The 17,181-nt window shown below is 65.0% G+C and carries 14 protein-coding genes; 5 read left to right on the top strand and 9 right to left on the bottom strand.

Features of this window, described 5'->3' with window-relative positions; all coding sequences use genetic code 11:
- Nucleotides 1–63: 63 nt before the first annotated feature.
- The 8 genes from Q0Q36_RS17245 to Q0Q36_RS17210 form a co-directional block, all read right to left on the bottom strand.
- Nucleotides 64–1,467: a M20/M25/M40 family metallo-hydrolase gene (locus Q0Q36_RS17245; RefSeq protein ID WP_293799677.1), complete on the bottom strand. Its 1,404-nt coding sequence runs from the start codon at nucleotides 1,465–1,467 to the stop codon at nucleotides 64–66.
- Nucleotides 1,468–1,575: 108 nt separating this feature from the next.
- Nucleotides 1,576–3,111, bottom strand: coding sequence for an ABC transporter substrate-binding protein (locus tag Q0Q36_RS17240; protein ID WP_293799675.1), 1,536 nt, complete (start codon nucleotides 3,109–3,111; stop codon nucleotides 1,576–1,578).
- Nucleotides 3,112–3,155: 44 nt separating this feature from the next.
- Complete coding sequence (locus Q0Q36_RS17235) at nucleotides 3,156–4,520, bottom strand: ABC transporter substrate-binding protein (RefSeq protein WP_293799672.1); 1,365 nt, start codon at nucleotides 4,518–4,520, stop codon at nucleotides 3,156–3,158.
- 207 nt (nucleotides 4,521–4,727) lie between these two features.
- A complete protein-coding gene (locus Q0Q36_RS17230) occupies nucleotides 4,728–5,600 on the bottom strand; it encodes an ABC transporter ATP-binding protein (RefSeq protein WP_293799669.1) in 873 nt (290 codons plus the stop codon).
- On the bottom strand, nucleotides 5,528–6,514 hold the full coding sequence (locus Q0Q36_RS17225; protein ID WP_293799666.1) for an ABC transporter ATP-binding protein: 987 nt from the start codon (nucleotides 6,512–6,514) through the stop codon (nucleotides 5,528–5,530). The genes Q0Q36_RS17230 and Q0Q36_RS17225 overlap by 73 nt, the downstream gene beginning before the upstream one ends.
- Before the next feature lie 10 nt (nucleotides 6,515–6,524).
- Nucleotides 6,525–7,364: an ABC transporter permease gene (locus tag Q0Q36_RS17220; protein ID WP_293799663.1), complete on the bottom strand. Its 840-nt coding sequence runs from the start codon at nucleotides 7,362–7,364 to the stop codon at nucleotides 6,525–6,527.
- 2 nt (nucleotides 7,365–7,366) lie between these two features.
- Entirely contained in the window at nucleotides 7,367–8,377 is a 1,011-nt protein-coding gene (locus Q0Q36_RS17215) for an ABC transporter permease (protein ID WP_293799660.1), read from the bottom strand.
- 60 nt (nucleotides 8,378–8,437) lie between these two features.
- Nucleotides 8,438–9,904 carry an amidase gene (locus Q0Q36_RS17210; RefSeq protein WP_293799657.1) on the bottom strand — a complete coding sequence of 489 codons (1,467 nt, stop codon included), beginning with the start codon at nucleotides 9,902–9,904 and terminating at the stop codon, nucleotides 8,438–8,440.
- A 725-nt stretch (nucleotides 9,905–10,629) separates the two neighbouring features.
- Here Q0Q36_RS17210 and Q0Q36_RS17205 point away from each other — a divergent pair.
- On the top strand, nucleotides 10,630–12,909 hold the full coding sequence (locus Q0Q36_RS17205; RefSeq protein WP_293799654.1) for a methyl-accepting chemotaxis protein: 2,280 nt from the start codon (nucleotides 10,630–10,632) through the stop codon (nucleotides 12,907–12,909).
- 17 nt (nucleotides 12,910–12,926) lie between these two features.
- Here Q0Q36_RS17205 and Q0Q36_RS17200 read toward each other — a convergent pair whose 3' ends face one another.
- Entirely contained in the window at nucleotides 12,927–13,169 is a 243-nt protein-coding gene (locus tag Q0Q36_RS17200; protein ID WP_293799651.1) for a hypothetical protein, read from the bottom strand.
- A gap of 200 nt (nucleotides 13,170–13,369) precedes the next feature.
- Between Q0Q36_RS17200 and Q0Q36_RS17195 the strand changes: the two genes are divergently transcribed.
- From Q0Q36_RS17195 to Q0Q36_RS17180, 4 genes are all read left to right on the top strand, one after another.
- On the top strand, nucleotides 13,370–14,161 hold the full coding sequence (locus Q0Q36_RS17195; protein ID WP_293799648.1) for a class II aldolase/adducin family protein: 792 nt from the start codon (nucleotides 13,370–13,372) through the stop codon (nucleotides 14,159–14,161).
- Nucleotides 14,162–14,194: 33 nt separating this feature from the next.
- Nucleotides 14,195–16,141, top strand: a complete 1,947-nt coding sequence (locus Q0Q36_RS17190; protein WP_293799645.1) for an FAD-binding monooxygenase — start codon at nucleotides 14,195–14,197, stop codon at nucleotides 16,139–16,141.
- A gap of 90 nt (nucleotides 16,142–16,231) precedes the next feature.
- Nucleotides 16,232–16,699 (top strand): MarR family transcriptional regulator, encoded by a 468-nt coding sequence (locus Q0Q36_RS17185; protein WP_293799642.1) that lies wholly within the window; start codon nucleotides 16,232–16,234, stop codon nucleotides 16,697–16,699.
- A gap of 250 nt (nucleotides 16,700–16,949) precedes the next feature.
- Nucleotides 16,950–17,156 (top strand): hypothetical protein, encoded by a 207-nt coding sequence (locus Q0Q36_RS17180; RefSeq protein WP_066734985.1) that lies wholly within the window; start codon nucleotides 16,950–16,952, stop codon nucleotides 17,154–17,156.
- Nucleotides 17,157–17,181: the final 25 nt, after the last annotated feature.

The following is a 17,181-nucleotide window of genomic DNA, read 5'->3' as shown; positions in this document are numbered from 1 at the left end:
CGATCTAGTCTCAAAGCCGACCTGAGGCAATCGTCAGTCTGTCTGCGATCACAGCGAAGACCATCAGGCCTCCGCGCGTGCAGCGGGGCTGAGACCGATGTCCCAGAACACCCCGGCCATGATGCCAAGACCGTCCCGGAAAAGCGGAATCAGGCCATGCTCGTCGGGCCCGTGCTGGCCGCAGCCGCCATAGGAATGCGGGATCCACAGGACGGGGACGCCCAGCGTCTTCCGGAAGAATTCGGACGGGCCGGAGGCGCCGATGTTCGGGATAATGTTCGGGGCATGCCCGACCGTCTCCGTCATGGAATCCGCGATCCGGCGTACCCAGACGTCTTCCGGGTCGGTTCTCGAGGGCGGGAACATGTCGCGCTCGACCACCGGGACGACCTCGACCTCCGTAAAGCCCAGCTTGTCCAGGTGTCGCCGCAACGCAGGCGCCACATCCTCGGCGGCGACGTCGACGGTGTGCCGCAACTGTATGCGCGCTTTGGCGAAGCCGGGAACGGCGGGAACGGGAGCCTCAGGCTGTCCGCTGATGGAAGCCAGCACGATCGCGCTGCTCCATGCATAGATCTTCTCCGGACGGGTCAGGCCGGGCTCGCCCCATCCCTCGTCCGGCTTCAGCGCACCCGGCGCGTCGTCGATCACGACCGCCCGGCTGGCCTGAGTCACCGAAGCGGGCACCGAGGCAGGCGTCCAGCCGGGCACCAGAATGCGGCCGTCCCGCGAGATGATGGCCGAGATCGCATGGGCCAGGATGACGGTCGGATCCTTGAGCAGTCCGCCCCAGTGTCCCGAATGGTGCGAGCCCTCCCGCAGGTTGACGACGAGGTCCAGCGCCAGCCCGCCGCGCGTTCCGAGCGTGATATCCGGCACCGACATGCTTTGACGGGGACCGTCGAGCCCGATGAAAACGTCGGCCGCGCAGCGCTCCCGGTGAAGTTCCAGGAAGCGCTTCAACCCCGGGGAGCCCGCTTCCTCGCCGGTCTCGACGAATATCTTCACATTGAAGCCGAGCGATCCCCGTTCCTCCAGAACAGCGCGCAGCGCCTCGATCGCCAGAAGGTGCTGCCCCTTGTTGTCCACGACGCCGCGGCCGTAGACGCGATCGCCCTCGACCTTGAGGATCCACGGATCCAGATCCGATCTCCAGCGCTCGGGCATCGCTCTCACGACGTCGCCGTGCCCGTAGATCAGCAGCGTCGGCAGACCGGCGCCCTCGTGACGAGAGGCGATCAGGACAGGCCCATGCTCGTCGAGAGGGTTCGGCAGGATTTCGGTTTCGAAGCCGAGCGTTGAGACGATCGGCCCGAGGCCCTCGGCGCAGTAGTGCTCCAATTCCTTCTTGCGGCCGGGGGGGTAGCTTTCCGTCTGATAGGCCACCAGCCGCGTCAGGCGCTGCAGGAAGCTGCCGTCGTCGATATAGCCTCGCGCGCGTTCGAGCGCGCTTTGTCTGTTGCTCATCAGGTCCTCGATCGCGTGCCGGCTTCATCGGCCGGATGGTATGGTCTGCGTGCCGCGAAACGCTGCGGATCAGGCCGCAAGCGTGGCGCCGGATACGGTGAAGGCCCACTAACGGACTGATATGTCGGTCAGCCACGGCTCGCCGGTCGCGTCGGCCGGCCAATCGACATTGGTGCGCACGCCGTTCACCAGGCGGTGTGTCCAGAGGAAGACGACGGGCGAGTCCTGCGAGAGCTTGTCGCTCAGCGTCCGCTGGAGCGCGCACTGCTTCTCGACGTCGAAGGCCGAGCGGACGTCCTTGAACAGGCGGTCCGCCTCCGGGTCGGAATAGTTGGTTCGCCGCGAGCCGCCCGTCTCGAAGTACTGCGCCAGCGCCTCGATCTGGTCGTTGCTCGCAGCCCGGCCGGTATAGTAGAGCGGCAGCTTGCCCTGCCGGATATCATTGGTGAAGTTGGCGTAATCCGGGGTGTTCAGCTTGGCCCTGATGCCGACCTGACGCAGCATCTGCGCAAGCGCTTCGCCGATCTGACGATCGGAGACGTAACGCCCGTTTGCCGTCGAGAATTCGACGTCGAAACCGTTCGGGAAGCCCGCCTCCGCCAGCAGCGCCTTGGCCCGGCCCGGATCGTAGGCCGGGCGGTTCGCGCTGGGGCCGAAACAGTCCTGGAAATTGCCGATGGCGCCCTGCATGCGGTCGGCGAGGCCGAACAGGAGCCGCTTGATGATCAGGTCGGCGTCGATCGCATGGGCGACGGCCCGCCGCACGCGCGGGTCGTCGAAAGGCTTTATGGCGGTGTTCACCCCGAGGAACATCCACTCCAGCGAGCCGGTCTCGATTTGCCTGACGCCGCTATTGGACTTCAAGCGATCGACCAGTTGCGGGGGGATCAGCCGGGCGATCTGGACCTCGTTGTTGAGCAGCGCCGTCACACGCTGCTCGGGCTCGAGGATCAGCCGGTAAACCACCGTCTCGGGCGCTGCCGCGGGCATGTTCGGCCAGAAGGGATTGCGGGCCACGATGACGCTGCGGTCGATGTCGAAGCGCTCCAGCTTGTAGGGTCCCCAGCCGAAGGCCGCGATCTTGTCGGCATCGCCACCATGTTTCTCGTAGAGGTCCGCGCTCGTCACGACGAAGCGGTCGAAAAGGAACGAGAGAAGCTGCGCAACCGGCCGCTTCGTCACGATATCCACCGTGCGATCGTCCACCGCCTCGAATTTCTCGACTTCGGTCAGATAGAACGCCTGCTGGCTGGCAGCGTCGCTGAGGATGCGCCGCCACGAATGCACGACGTCCCGTGCCGTCGGGCCGGGGCCGCCATCATGGCGTTTGAGATCGCTGCGCAGCCTGAACCGCCAGCGCGTCGGCTCCACGACCTCCCAGCTCTCGGCGAGCACGCCCTCATAGGCCTTGCGGCCGTAATTGTAGCGACCCAGGCTGCCGTAGACCTGGCTCCAGATGTAATAGAGATGAATGCTGGAATGCGCGTACGGATTCGCATTGTTCAGGATGCCGGTCGTCGTGATCGTCAACGCCCTGGTCTGCGCCGCGCCGGGCCTGGGCAGGGCCGACGAGGCCAGCAGAGAGGTGGCGGCCACCTGCAATACGGTCCGCCGTGACGGCTTCCGGATGAGATCCTCGTTCATGAGCTCACAATCCTTGTAGTGCAATTGGAACGTATCGGGGCGTCTCATAGGCCGACATCCGGCAGCCAGAGTTCTCCCGAAGCGTCGGGCACGAAGCGGACGCTCTTGCGGACGCCGCTGACGTATTGGTGATTCCACAGGAAGATGGCTGGCGCCTCGGTGTCGATGAGCTGGCTGATGTCCCGGATGATCTTGCAGCGCTCTTCGAAGGCGAAGGTCTTCCTCTCTCTGTCGAACAGGGCGTCGAGCTGCGGATTGGAGTAGCTGATGCGCGGCGTGACGCCCGTTTCGAAATACTGGGACAGCCACTCCGACGGCTCGAGCGCCAGCCCGCGGCCCATATAGTACATCGGCGCTTTCCCGGTTCGCACATTCGCCCACAGGCTTGCGAACTCCGGAGTGTGCAGCGTGACCTTGAAACCAGCCTGGTTCAACATCTGGGTGATCGCCTCGCCGACCTGCCGGTCGGAAATGTAGCGTCCAGCCGCGGTGTAGAAGTCGACCGCCGGGCCGCCATTGGCGTAGCCGGCCTCCGCCAGCAGCTTGCGTGCGCCCTGCACGTCGTAGGGCGTCTTGTTCGCAATCGGGGCGGTGTAGCAGACCTGCTCGGTCCCGACCGGGCCGTCGAGCCGACTGGCCATGCCGAACAGAATGCGCTGGATGATGATGTCCTTGTTGATCGCCATCGCGGCGGCTCGGCGCACGCGGGGATCGTCCCACGGCTTAATCTTTGCATTGAAACCGATGAACATCGGCTCGTTGGAAGGCGCGCGCCGCACCTCCACGGCCGGAACGTTGTCGAGCCGGCCGACGAGCTGCGGGGGAATGAGCCGGGCGATGTGGACTTCGCCGTTGAGCAGGGCGGTGACGCGCTGGTCCGGCTCCTGGATACGGCGGAAGACGACCGTGCGCGGCGCGGTCTCGACCTTTGCCGGATAAGCCTCGTTGCGGTCCAGCGTGATGCGCTCGCTGATCGCGAAATTGCGGAGCTTGTAGGGGCCCCAGCCGATCGGTGCGGTGTTGTAGCTGGCGACGCCGCCCTCTTTCTTGAAGATCTCCTCGCTCGTGATCGTGAACTTGTCGAAGAGCTGGCCGAGCAGAGACGAGGCGGGTTCTTTCGTGATGACATCGAAGGCGTGGTCGTCGACCCGCCTGATTTCCTTGACGCTGGACAGATAGAAGCGTCCCTGGCTTTGCGGATCGGTCATGACCTGATTGTAGGAATGCAGGACGTCCGCGGTCGTCGGGCCGGGGCCGCCATCATGCCGGATGAGATCGCGCCGGAGGTGAAAGCGCCAGGTCAGGTCGTCGAGCTGCTCCCAGCGCTCGGCAAGCAAGCCCTCGAATTTGCGCGCGGCATAGTTGTAGCGACCAAGGCAGCCGTAGACTTGGCACCATACAGAATACATTTGCGCGCTGCTTTCGGCATAGGGATGCCGCGTGACCAACGTGTCCGTGGTCGTGACAACGAGCGTGTCATTGTCCGTCTGAGCGGATGCCGAAAAGGCCGATGCGAGTGCGGCGGCGAGAACGGCCATTCGAAGCGAAGGCTTTCGGCAGTCAATCATCTTCGGTCCTCCGACATGGGTCAATGTGTTGGCGATGTGTTACGCAATTCAATCCTGGATTCTGGGCACGGCCTCGATGAGCTTCTTCGTGTAGGCATGAGAAGGTTCTGAGATTACCGCGCCAGCAGCACCGGATTCGACTATCTTGCCTTGCGCGAGAACAATGACCTTGTCGCAAAGATATTCGATGACCCCGATGTCATGGCTGATGAACAGCACGGCAATCCGGAGTCGATCCCGGATATCGAGCAGCAGGTTCAGGATCTGCATCTGAACCGAGACGTCGAGCGCGGAAACTGCTTCGTCCGCGATCAGGATGCGCGGCTCGGTGATCAGCGCGCGGGCGATGCCGATCCGCTGCCGCTGGCCGCCGCTGAACTGGAACGGATAGCGAGAGGCTGCCTCGGCCGGCAGCCCGACGAGCCGCAGCATCTCGGCCACGCGGTCGGCCAGAAGTCCTCGATTCGTCTCGCCGGCGATCCTCAGTCCCTCGCTGACGACATCGCCCACCTTCATCCTCGGGTTGAGCGACGAATACGGGTCCTGGAACACCATCTGGATGCGCCGCGCCGCCGGCGGAACGAAGACGCCCTCGGCCACGTCGACGAGCGTGGCGTCGCCTGTGACGAGGCGGCCGACGCTCGCCTGTTCCAGCCCGACGATGATGCGCGCCAGGGTCGATTTCCCGCAGCCCGATTCCCCGACGATGCCGAGGATCTCTCCCGGTCGCACTTCGAAGGAGACGTCGGTGAGAGCCGTGACGCCGGTCCCCTGGGCGAACAGCCTGCTGCGCCCCTGGTAGGTCTTGCCGATATGCTCGGCGCGCAGGACGGGGGCCGAAGGGACTGTCATAGCGGATACAGGCATCGCGCGGTCTGGGCGGGCCGGGTGGATGTCATCTCGATCCGGCCGTGCCGGCAATCCTCGCCCACGCGCGGGCAGCGCGGGGCAAAACGGCAGCCGTCGAACCAGTCGGCGACGCCCGGCACCAGACCTTCGATGCCGGCCTGCCGTCTGCCGGCTTCGCGCCGGCGCGGGATGCAGCCGATCAATGCGCGCGAATAGGGATGCGTCGGGTGATCGATCAGCCCATGCGCCGGGCCCGTTTCCATGAGCACCCCGCCATAGAGGACGCCGATGCGATCGGCGAAGCGGCGCACCAGCGAAAGATCGTGCGAGATGAACAGGATCGACAGCCCGTGCTGATCGCGCAGCCGCAGCAGCAACTGCAGGATCTCCTGCTGGATCGTCACGTCGAGGGCGGTCGTCGGTTCGTCGGCGATCAGCAGGGAGGGATTGTTGGCGAGCGCCATCGCGATCATCGCGCGCTGCCGCATGCCGCCGCTGAGCTCGTGGGGATACATGCCCCTCACGCTTTCGGGATTCGCGAACTGGACGTCCGCCAGCAGCTCGACGACCCGCTCGCGACGTTCGCGCCTGCCCAGTCCGCCTGCGACGGCGATCGCCTCGTCGATCTGCCGCTCCACCGTCATCAACGGGTTGAGCGACGTCATCGGCTCCTGGAAGATCATGCTGACGCTGCGGCCCCGCATCTGCTGCACGCGGTTCGCAGGCGCCGTAGTCAGGTCGACGCCGTCCAGAACGAGACGACCTTCCATGCGCAGCGTGTTCGGCGGGAAGAGCCGCATCAGCGAGCGGGCAATCACGGTCTTGCCCGAGCCGCTTTCGCCCACGAGCGCGTAGAATTCGCCCCGTGCGATCGAAAAGCTGACGCCGTCGACGATCTTCAGCTGGGCGCCGTGTCCCGCCCGCAGGAACAGCGAGAGCTCCTCCGCTTCGAGAACCGCACCGGCCGTCCGGGATGTATCATGCATGCCGCGTTCCTCAGGACAGATTCAGCGCCGCCTTGGGGTCGAGCTGGTCGCGCAGCCAGTCGCCGAGCAGGTTGAGGCCGAGCACGGTCAGGAAGATGCCCAGCCCCGGCAGGACCGCGAGCCACCAGGCGCGCGTGATGTAGGAGCGTCCCTCCGCCAGCATGCCGCCCCAGGTCGGGACGCTGGGCGGAACGCCCAGCCCCAGAAAGCTCAGGCTCGATTCCGCCAGGATCGCGGTCGCCATCGTGAAGGTGCCGATGATGATGGCCGAGGCGAGCAGGTTCGGCAGGACATGATGACGCAGCACCCAGATCGTGCCGCCTCCCATGATCTTGGCGGCGGAGATGTATTCCCGCGAGCGCAGCATCAGCGCCTGGGCCCGCGCGATCCGGCAGTAAGGGATCCAGCGCTGGATCGTCAGCGCAATGATGACATTGGTCAAGCTGGGTCCAAAGAAGGCGAGGATCGCGATCGCGAGCAGGATCGGAGGAAACGCCCAGAACGTCTCGACGACTTTCTGGATGAGGATGTCGCGTGTTCCCGAGAGGTAGCCCGAAAGAGCTCCGACCAGCACGCCCACCACGCCGGAGAGCACGACGACCGAACCGGCGATGGCCAGCGATACCCGCGCTCCCGACGTCATGCGCGATAAGAGGTCGCGCCCGAGATGGTCCGTGCCGAGAAGGTAACCGCCTTCCGTGCCAAAAGGCGGTTCGAGCGCAAACAGCAGGTTCTGCTCATTGGGGTCGTGCCCGGCAATGAGGCCGCCGAAAAGCGCCAGCACGACGATGCTGCCGAGACAGACCACGCCGACGATGAATTTGAGTTCGAGGAAGCGCCAGGCCTGCATGGTCAGGTCCTCCCGACCCTGAGGCGGGGGTCGATCAGGACATAGACCAGATCGACGAGAACGTTCAGGAAGATGAAGATGAACGTGTAGGAGACGACGATCCCGGTGGTCAGCGGGATGTCGCGCGAGGTGACGGCCGAGTAGAGCAGCGAGCCGAGTCCGGGCCAGGAGAAGACGACCTCGACCACGATGCTGCCGCTGATAAGGGTCCCGAGCTCGAGGCCGATGATGGTGATGATCGGCACCGTGGCATTCGGCAGCAGATGGCTGCGGACGACCTCCCGCCGCTTCAGCCCCTTGGCGACGGCGGTGACGACGAATTCTTCCTGTCCGACGTCGATCACCGCCGAGCGCGAGATGCGCGCGATGATGCCGATCATGCCGAAGGCTAGCGTCGTGGCCGGCAGCAGGATGTATTGGAGCCCTTGGCGGAAGAGGCCGACCTGGCCCTGCAGAAGGCTGTCGATCAGCACGAAGCCCGTCACCTCGCGCAGCGGGACGTCCAGTGGAATGCGTCCGCTCGAAGGCAGCAGGTTCAGGTAGCCCGAGACGAACAGGACCAGCAGAATGCCGACCCAGAAGGACGGCGCGCTCACGCCGAGCACCGCGACGAGCGAACCGAGACCGTCGAGCCAGCTGCCCTTGCGCAGCGCCGTGGCGACGCCGAGCGGGACGGCGATCGCGGCGGCGATGAGCAGCGCGATCACCGCGAGTTCGATGGTGGCAGGCAAGCGCTGACCGATGAGTTCGGTCACGGGCGCGTGGTAGCGATAGGAGGTGCCGAAATCGAGTCGCGCCAGATTCGACAGGAAATAGAAGAACTGGACCAGCAGGGGTTGGTCCAGCCCCCATTGCGCCCGCATGCGGGCGAGATCGGCCTCGGTCGCATCCTCGGCCGCCAGCGTGCTCGCCGCGTCGCCGGGAGCGAGCCTGACGAGGGCGAAGATCCCCAATGCGACGAGGAGGACGACCGGAACGGCTCCCAGAACTCGTCCTGCGATATGTCGAAGCATCCTGGCTCCCCCCGCTCGGCACGGGACCGGCTCCGCTGCCGGTCGTCAGTGCCGCTCACATCAGCCGGCCGCGACGACGGGCTGCATGCGGTCGTTCACCTGTACCGTCCGCACATAGCTCAGGTCGGGCAGCGGCCTCGCCAGCGCGGGCGACGGCGCGAGAACCTTCTCGATCGCCTCGGCGACACGCACCAGATGCAGGTCCGCGTTCCTGCGACCGATGATCTGGAGGCCGAAGGGCAGGCCCCGATCATCGCGCCCGCACGGAATCGAGATGCAGGGGTGATTGATCAGCGTGATCGCGTAGGTCAGCCCGACCCAGTCGAAATAGTTGGCAATCGGCTCGCCCCCGATCTCGGCGGGATACATGTCGTGCTTGGGCCAGGGATAGGCTCCGACGGTCGGCGTGATCAGCAGGTCGAACTCGCGGAAGAAAGCCTGCACGCGCTGGTAGATGCGGTTCTGCTCGATGAAGGCCAGCGAAGCGTCCTCCAGGGAGAAGCGCGCGGCATGGTCCAGGTTCTGCTGAACGAGCGGTCCCCATTGCCTGGGCTTGTCCTTCTGGCGGTCTGCGAACATGCCGATATAGTTCACGGCGCGCAGGATCTCGTAGACGCGCCGGACCTCGCCGAAATCGGGATGCGCGACCGCCGTCTCGCGGAAGATGGATGCGAAGGCGGCCGTCCGTTCGTCGAAGGTGCGGCGCAGCCCTTCCTCGCAGGGGGCGAAACCCAGATCCTGCGAGAAGGCCACTTTCAACCTCGAGACGTCGACGGGCGCGTCGTCCTTCTCGTCGAGCGGCGTGGCCAGCGCGTCGATGCTCGCCGACGTCGCCATCGCACGCAGCAGCAGGCGCACATCCTCGCTCGTGCGGGCCATCGGCCCTTGCACCGGCAGGTGCGACAGGCCGATCAGCCGCTTCTCGGACGCGACGATGCCCGCCGTCGGGCGAAAGCCCACCACGCCGCAATAGGCGGCGGGGATGCGCAGGCTCCCGGCATTGTCGGAGCCCTGGGCGAGCGGCATCATGCCGAGCGACAGCGCGATCGCGGAGCCGCCGGAGGAGCCGCCGCAGGTCAGGCTCACATCGAACGGGTTGCCGCTGACGCCATAGACGGGATTGAAGGTGTTGCCGCCGGCGCCCCATTCGGGAGTGTTGGTCTTCGCAAAGACGATGGCGCCCTTGCGGCGCAGATTGGCGACCAGATGCTCGTCCTCGGCGGGCATATGCTGCTCATAGAGCCGCGAGCCGTAGGTCGTGCGCAAGCCGGCCGTATCGTTGAGATCTTTGATGCCGATCGGCAGGCCATGCAGCGGGCCCAACTCCTCGCCGGCCAGGACTGCCTTTTCAGCCCTTTCGGCGGCGGCCCGCGCCCCTTCCTCGTCGATGGCGACGACACCGTTCACGGCTTCGTTGGCGTCCTCGATCCGGGCGAGGCAAGACGTGAGCAGTTCGACCGGGGAGAGCTGTTTGGCGCCGATCAGGAAGCGGGCTTCGGAAGCCGTGAGGTCGCAGGGTTGGACCATTTCTTGCGTATTCCCCTCGTTATCATCCCGACCGTTCATTGCGGCCAAATGGTATACCGTCATAACGAATACCATTCGCCCCTCGGCCGGCTTGTCAAGGTCATTTCCTTAGCTATCGAAGCTTTCGGGCCTTCCTGAAACTGCGCTTCAGATCCAGCAAGCGGGACGAGAACCCGAGCGGTCTCGTCGTGAGGTGCGGGCGTTATCGCCTCCCAGCCACCTCGCGCTTCCCGTTGCCGTGATCCGTGATTTCAGGCGCGTTTCCCCGCCATCCGCTCCGAAAGAAGGGGTTTTTCTCAAGAGTCGGCGATCGTGCGCCGGTTGGGACGCTTGCGAGATCGAACTGGAAAAATGACCGGAAGCGAGCGCGGCGATGACGCTTCACTTCCGTGCAGAAGCGGTGACTCCGGGCGAGAAAATATCTGTCAAACTGAATTGTTTGGTCTGAAAGATGTCGTTTGTCTCGATTGGGTGGCTCGTCCCTGTCCCGGCCGCTCGATCGTCCTACCAATCGCGATGTTGCGCGACAGAAAAAGTAATGAGCTCAACGGCGTAAGCAGGTTCGCCGTCGCGCCGCCGGCATCCTGGCAGCCGGCTGCGTTCGGCGTTCTGAGCCTTTGGGCGCGGCTGTGGAGGAGGTCGCTTGTGGGAAGGCGCCCATCGGCGGCACAGAGAAAATTTAGGTTTCTAAGCAACGATCCTCGCCTCTGAACGGGGCGGACAAAATGCACAAAATCCGACTTGGCAATCTGCTTCATTGCCTGACGCTCGTGCCTCTCCTGGCACTGGTGTGCTTTGGCGCGATCCTCGCCTACCAGAGTTTCCGCACCTATCAGGAGGTCCGGAGAGCCTCGCATCTGCAGGCGCTCGTGGACGCGACCACGATCTTCTCGGCGACCGCGATCCCGAACGAAGGCAGGGCCGCCTATCCCTATCTCGCTCAGGGTACGGCCGAGGCGCGCGCCAAGATGGAAACGCAATGGCCCCTGACGGACGAGGCCTTCCAGCGCATCGAGCTCGCTGCCGGGGCCGCGCAGATCCCCAATCCCGAAACGGCCGGGTTGTTGCGGACGATACTCGAGCAGCGCCAGCTCCTCGGCGAGATCCGGCAGAAGGCCATGCGCCGCGAGACGGATCGCTCGCAGATGGGCGCATTCCTGCAGAACAGCAGCAATCTCGCCAATGAGCTCGTGGGACGTATCGCCGGCGCCGTCGACAACAGCGAGATCGCCCGGCCGATCCTGGCCCTGCATGCGGCCCTCGAGATCAGCACCGGCAGTCTTAACGAAGGCGGCCGCGGCGAGATCGCATTCCAGACGGGCAAGCTGAGCCAGTCGCTGTTTCGCGTCATGCACCGGGGCGTGGAGCTCCAGCAGATCTTCGGGCGGCAGTTCGAGGCGTTCGCGCGGCCGGAGCACATCGCCCAATACAAGGATTTCCTCGGATCCGCCGACTATCAGCTGATCAACCGCGTGCGGCCGCTGCTGCTCGATGCCGGCTACGACAAGCTCGATCCCAAGGATGCACCCGGCTGGACGAAGGCCGACCAGGCGCGCCGGGCCTTCTGGCTGAAACAGATCGAGGAGATGCGCAACAGCTTATCGGTGCAGACCGCGGAACTGCTCGACTCGAGCTATCGCAGCTTCCTGCTTTACGGGGCGGCATCGGTCGTCGTCATCCTGCTTGCGGTGGGGCTGGCTTTGCGGGTGAGCCGCGTGATCCGCTCGCTGTTCGGCCGCCTTGCGGCTTCGATGACGGAGATTGCGGACGGCTCCCTCGACACAGCCGTCCCGTTTGCCGACCGTTCCGACGAGATCGGCCGCATGGCGGCCGCGCTCGACGTCTTCCGGGCCAATGCGTCGAAGGTCCGCGATCTGGAGACGGAGGAGCGAAAGGCGCTGAATGCACGCGCGGAGCGCGCTCAGGCGATGTCCGAGGTCGTCGCGTCGGTCGGCGAGGTCGTCCATCGCGCTGCGGAGGGGGATTTCACCGGGCGCGTCCAGGTCGTCGCGGATGATCCTTCGCTGCGCGCTCTCGCCGATGGCATCAACCGGATCAATGCCGTCGTCGACGAAGCCACCGGCGATTTCGAGCGGGTGCTGAAAGCCATCGCGGAAGGTGATCTCGTCCAGGATGTGAACCGTGATTACCGCGGGCGGCTCGATCAGTTGAAGACGGCCATCAACCGCACCGCGAACAGGCTGAGCACCGCGGTGGCGACGATTCAGAGGACGGCGCAGGAGGTGCAGGTCTCCTCGACCGAGATCAAGACTGGCGCCGATGATCTGGCGCAGCGCACGGAGCAGCAGGCCGCTTCCCTGGAGGAGACAGCAGCAACGACGGAGCAGCTGGCCGCTTCCGTGAAATCGACGGCCCGCTCCTCCAAACTCGTGGTCGCCGATGCAGAAGCGGCGCGCTCGGTCGCGGCGGAGGGAGGCACGATCATCGGCCAGGCCGTCACCGCCATGTCACAGATCGAAACGACCGCTGGCCGCGTGGCGGCAATCACCAATGTCATCGAGGAAATCGCGTTCCAGACGAACCTGCTTGCCCTCAACGCTGCGGTCGAGGCCGCCCGCGCCGGCGATGCCGGCCGCGGTTTCGCGGTGGTTGCAACCGAAGTGCGGACGCTGGCGCAGCGCGCTGCGGACGCCGCCAAGGACATCGGCACGCTGATTTCCTCGTCGACGCGCGAGGTCGAGCAGGGCGTGGCGCTCGTGCGTCAGGCCGGCGACACGCTCGCGCGGATCGTCGAGGCGTCCGATCGGGTCGTCGGAAACGTGTCCCAGATCTCGGTCGCCTGCGACGAGCAGGCGAGCGGAATCGACGAGGTGAGCCAGGTCGTGGCGCATATGGATGAGATGACCCAGCAGAACGCCGCGCTCGCCGAGCAGAGCTCGGCATCGGCAGTGGCTCTCGCCGTCCAGATCGACCGGCTTCACGGATTGGTCGCGCAATTCCGGACGGCCGCGGCGGAGGAGGCGCATCTGCGGCGCGTCGCCTGACCCGGAGTCCGCCCGGGTCAGTATCGCCGCTCGAACGACGCGATCACGCGGGCCTGCTCTTCCGAAAACGATTTGATGCGGGCGCGCAGCTCGCCCACAAATTCCCGCGTCAGGAACGAGGTCGGCTTGTTGTAGGCAAATACCATGCTCAGCACCGCGGTCATTTCCGGATCGACAAGCGGGGCAAGGAAGGTCCGGGTATCGCCGACCTGGTTGAGCATCGCGCCAAGCGGAAGCAGCGTGAAGCCGTGGCCGGCCATTGCGTTCCGTACCTCCGTCAAAGCGCCCCAAGCATCTTATTCGTCGTTTTTACGCGGAGGCGTTCCGCTCTGCTCGAAAATGCGCCGATAAGGTTTGTAATTGATCTGTATGCTGATATTCAGTGCTCTCATATTCTTCAGCCTCCGCTGAGGCCGTTACGGAGAGACAAGGCGGAACAGCTTCCAAGGGAGGACGGGCCATGTGTCGCAACGAGTCTGAAAGCCAGGCCGCGGTTGCGGTTCCTGACGTCGGTGATGCGTCGAGCGACGTTTCGCCTGCCTTGCTCGACGAGCTGGTGGCCGCCAATCACATCCTGTTCGACCAGGGTGTCGTCGATGCCTTCGGCCATGTCAGCGTCCGGCACGACAAGCGGCCGGACCGTTTCTTCCTCGCCCGCAACATGGCGCCGGGAAGGGTCACTCGCGACGATCTGGTGGAGTTCACGCTCGATGGCGAGGCGGTGAACGCGAAGGGGCGCAAGGTCTATCTCGAACGCTTCATCCATTCCGAGATCTTCAAGGCACGGCCGGACGTCCAGGCGGTGGTCCATAGCCACTCGCATTCGATCGTGCCGCTCAGCGTCGTCAAGGGCGCGCATCTGCGTCCGCTGTTCCATATGGCGGGCTTCATCGGGCCCGGCGCACCGGTCTTCGAGATCCGGGAGGTGGCCGGCGAGGCGACGGATCTGCTGATCAGCAATGGCGACATCGGCGCGGCGCTGGCCCAGCATTTCTCTTCAAGCGATATCGTGCTGATGCGGGGGCACGGTTCGACCGTCGTCGGCGATTCGATCAAGCGTGCCGTCTATCGCGCGGTCTATGCGGAGCTGAACGCACGCTACCAGTTGCAGGCGATGCAGCTCGGCGAGGTCACCTTCCTGACCGAGGGCGAGTGCCGCGCCTGCGTCGACAAGGTCGAGGGTCAGATGCAGCGGCCCTGGGATCTCTGGCTCGAGAGAGCGCGCATTCGCTGCGAGGCCGTGCCCGGCTGAACCGCAAACTGTTCCGAGATTCTGGAAGCGCCCGTGCAATTTCATCTCGATGGTTTCAGGCCGGGGGATCCGGCGGTGCGGACGATCCCGGCGTCCGGAGGCGACCGGAGCCTGCCGCGGGAGGTCGATGTCCTGATCGTCGGCTGCGGCCCGGCGGGGCTGGTCCTGGCGGCCCAGCTCGCCGCCTTTCCCGATCTCAGCGTCTGCATCGTCGAGCAGAAGTCCGGACCGCTCCAGATCGGGCAGGCGGACGGCATCGCCTGCCGCACGATGGAGATGTTCGAGGCCTTCGGCTTTGCCGAACGTGTCGTGAAGGAGGCCTACTGGGTTAACGAAACGACCTTCTGGAAGCCCGATGAGGCGGATGCCGGCAAGATCATGCGTCACGGCCGCATCCAGGATACCGAGGACGGCCTGTCCGAGTTTCCGCATGTCATCCTCAATCAGGCGCGCGTGCATGATTTTCTCCTCGAGACCATGCGCCATGCGCCGCTCGGCCTCGAGCCGCATTATGGGTTGCGCTTTGTCGATCTCGAGATCGCGGGCGGGGATGGCGACGGCCGCCGGTCCCATCCGGTCGCGGTGAGGCTGGAGCGGGTGGGCTCCGAAGGCCGGGGAACGGTGGAGGTCGTCAAGGCCCGCTACGTGGTCGGTTGCGACGGTGCGCGCAGCGCCGTGCGAAAGGCGCTCGCCCGCAGCCTGACCGGCGACTCGGCCAATCAGGCCTGGGGCGTGATGGATGTCCTCGCGGTCACCGATTTTCCGGATATCCGCCTGAAGAGCGCCATCCACTCCGCCGAGGAAGGCAGCATGCTGATCATCCCGCGCGAGGGCGGCTATCTCGTGCGCTTCTATATCGAGCTCGACAAGCTCGCCGAAAACGAGCGGGTCTCGGCCCGCGCGATCACCGCGGACCGGCTCGTTGCGGCAGCCCGGCGCATCATCCGTCCTTATTCCCTCGATGTGAAGGAGATCGCCTGGTGGTCGGTCTACGAGATCGGCCAGCGGTTATGCGACAAGTTCGACGACGTCCCGGCCGGGGAGGATCGCCGGCCGCGCGTCTTTATCGCCGGGGATGCCTGTCACACCCACAGCCCCAAGGCGGGGCAGGGCATGAACGTCTCGATGGGCGATGCCTTCAATCTCGGCTGGAAGCTGGCGGCCGTCATCCGGGGACAGGCCTCGCCGCGGCTGCTCGACACATATTCGATCGAGCGCCATGCCGTCGCAAAGGAGCTGATCGATTTCGACCGCGAGTTCGCCCGGATGTTCAGCGCCCGTCCCAAAACGGGGGCCGGCAACCAGGATGATGCCGTCGATCCTGCCGAGTTCCAGCGCTATTTCGTCAAGCAGGGGCGGTTCACAGCCGGCACGGCCGTCCGCTACAAGCCCTCGCTGATCTGCGGCGATGGCCGGCACCAGGGTCTGGCAAGCGGCTTTCCGCTCGGCATGCGGCTGCATTCGGCCCCGGTCGTACGGCTGGCGGACGCAAAGCCGGTGGAACTGGGCCATTGTGCGAAGGCGGACGGACGCTGGCGCCTGGTCGCCTTCGCCGATGCGGGCGACCCTTTCGAGGCCGGATCGGAGCTGATGAAGCTCTGCCGTTTCCTCGATGCCGACGGATCGTCGCCCGTCCGGCGCCATACGCCGCCGGGACAGGATGTCGACGCCGTGATCGACGTGCTGGCGGTGCTGCAGCAGAACCATCGCGAGGTCGATATGGCCCGCGTCCCGGCCCTTCTGCGGCCGACGAAGGGACGCTACGGTCTATGGGACTATGAAAAGCTGTTCTGCGCCGATACGCGCTCGGGGCAGGACATCTTCGATCTGCGCGGCGTCCGCCGCGAGGCCGGCTGCGTCGTCGTCGTCAGGCCAGACCAGTATGTCGCGGAGATCCTGCCGCTCGCAGACGGGGCAGCGCTCTCGGCCTTCTTCGCGTCCTTCATGCTGGTCCCGGAGGAGATCGGACCGGCGAGGTGAAAGAGGAAGACCGGCTCTGTTTGCCGCGGGATGTCGCTCCTGGCATGGGTTGCCGCCGTTGCGGGATGAAGGCGAGGCGAAGATCATAGAATGGCGAGCCAGAATCTCTATTCGATGCCCGGTCATCTGATCAGGCGCGCCCAGCAGATCGCAGTCTCGATCTTCCTCGACGAATGCGCGTCCCTGGACATGACGCCGGTGCAATATGCCGCGCTCGTCACCATCCGCGACAATCCGGGGATCGACGCGACGCGGTTGTCCGCGCTGGTCGCTTTCGATCGCTCCACGCTCGCCAACGTGCTGGAGCGTCTCGAGACGAAACGGCTCATCCTGCGTTCGGGCAATCACAACGACAGGCGCGTCAAGGTTCTGCGGCTCACGCCCGAGGGTGAGGCGGTTCTCGTGCAGGCCGAGCCCTTGGTCGAGCGAGCCCAGATGCGAATCCTGGCCCCGCTGCCGCCCGATGACCGGCAGGCCTTCCTGAGCATATTGGCCAGGCTCGTCGAATCCAACAACGAGGCCTCGCGCGCGCCATTGCGGTTGGTGTCGGCCAGCTAGAGCATGGCCCGAGAAGCGTAACGCGGTTTTCGGGAGAGCCGGTGCAAAATCAAAGGCCTGGAGCATCTGCGAGCGGGTTCGACACCGGTTTGCTCCGCTACGATCGAAAGCCTGATGGCCGCGACGGCCGAAAGCGACCATGAGCATGAAGCTTGGCTGACAAAGCGCTTTTGTCTTGGACCACCGGCCTGCGAATATCCTAAAATACCAGAGGAGACTTTCGCGCTCATGAGAATAGGGAGGATTTGACATGCCGACGATCCGTATTGAACCAGTCGAGGATCGTGCCTCCGGCCGCTTCGCCATCGAGATCTACCTGCCGGCCGACGCCGAAAAGCCGCTGGTGACCACGGCACCGCGCTACAAGAGCGCCGCGGCCGCCGAGCAGGATACCATTGCGATCCTGTCGGCCGCCGCGAACAATCCCCCGCCGGAAGAACCGCCTAACAGGCGGTAAGCATCGATTGGATATGCGGTTAATC

This window comes from uncultured Allobosea sp., assembly GCF_945957345.1.
Lineage (GTDB): Bacteria > Pseudomonadota > Alphaproteobacteria > Rhizobiales > Beijerinckiaceae > Allobosea.
Note: the sequence above shows the minus strand (reverse complement) of the source record. Positions and strands in the feature narration are given on the sequence as shown.

Coding starts and splice junctions, on each gene's coding strand:
- Q0Q36_RS17245 (WP_293799677.1), bottom strand. CDS start 1,467: ATGAGCAACAGACAAAGCGCGCTCGAACGCGCGCGAGGCTATATCGAC.
- Q0Q36_RS17240 (WP_293799675.1), bottom strand. CDS start 3,111: ATGAACGAGGATCTCATCCGGAAGCCGTCACGGCGGACCGTATTGCAG.
- Q0Q36_RS17235 (WP_293799672.1), bottom strand. CDS start 4,520: ATGTATTCTGTATGGTGCCAAGTCTACGGCTGCCTTGGTCGCTACAAC.
- Q0Q36_RS17225 (WP_293799666.1), bottom strand. CDS start 6,514: ATGCATGATACATCCCGGACGGCCGGTGCGGTTCTCGAAGCGGAGGAG.
- Q0Q36_RS17220 (WP_293799663.1), bottom strand. CDS start 7,364: ATGCAGGCCTGGCGCTTCCTCGAACTCAAATTCATCGTCGGCGTGGTC.
- Q0Q36_RS17215 (WP_293799660.1), bottom strand. CDS start 8,377: ATGCTTCGACATATCGCAGGACGAGTTCTGGGAGCCGTTCCGGTCGTC.
- Q0Q36_RS17210 (WP_293799657.1), bottom strand. CDS start 9,904: ATGGTCCAACCCTGCGACCTCACGGCTTCCGAAGCCCGCTTCCTGATC.
- Q0Q36_RS17205 (WP_293799654.1), top strand. CDS start 10,630: ATGCACAAAATCCGACTTGGCAATCTGCTTCATTGCCTGACGCTCGTG.
- Q0Q36_RS17200 (WP_293799651.1), bottom strand. CDS start 13,169: ATGGCCGGCCACGGCTTCACGCTGCTTCCGCTTGGCGCGATGCTCAAC.
- Q0Q36_RS17195 (WP_293799648.1), top strand. CDS start 13,370: ATGTGTCGCAACGAGTCTGAAAGCCAGGCCGCGGTTGCGGTTCCTGAC.
- Q0Q36_RS17185 (WP_293799642.1), top strand. CDS start 16,232: ATGGCGAGCCAGAATCTCTATTCGATGCCCGGTCATCTGATCAGGCGC.
- Q0Q36_RS17180 (WP_066734985.1), top strand. CDS start 16,950: ATGCCGACGATCCGTATTGAACCAGTCGAGGATCGTGCCTCCGGCCGC.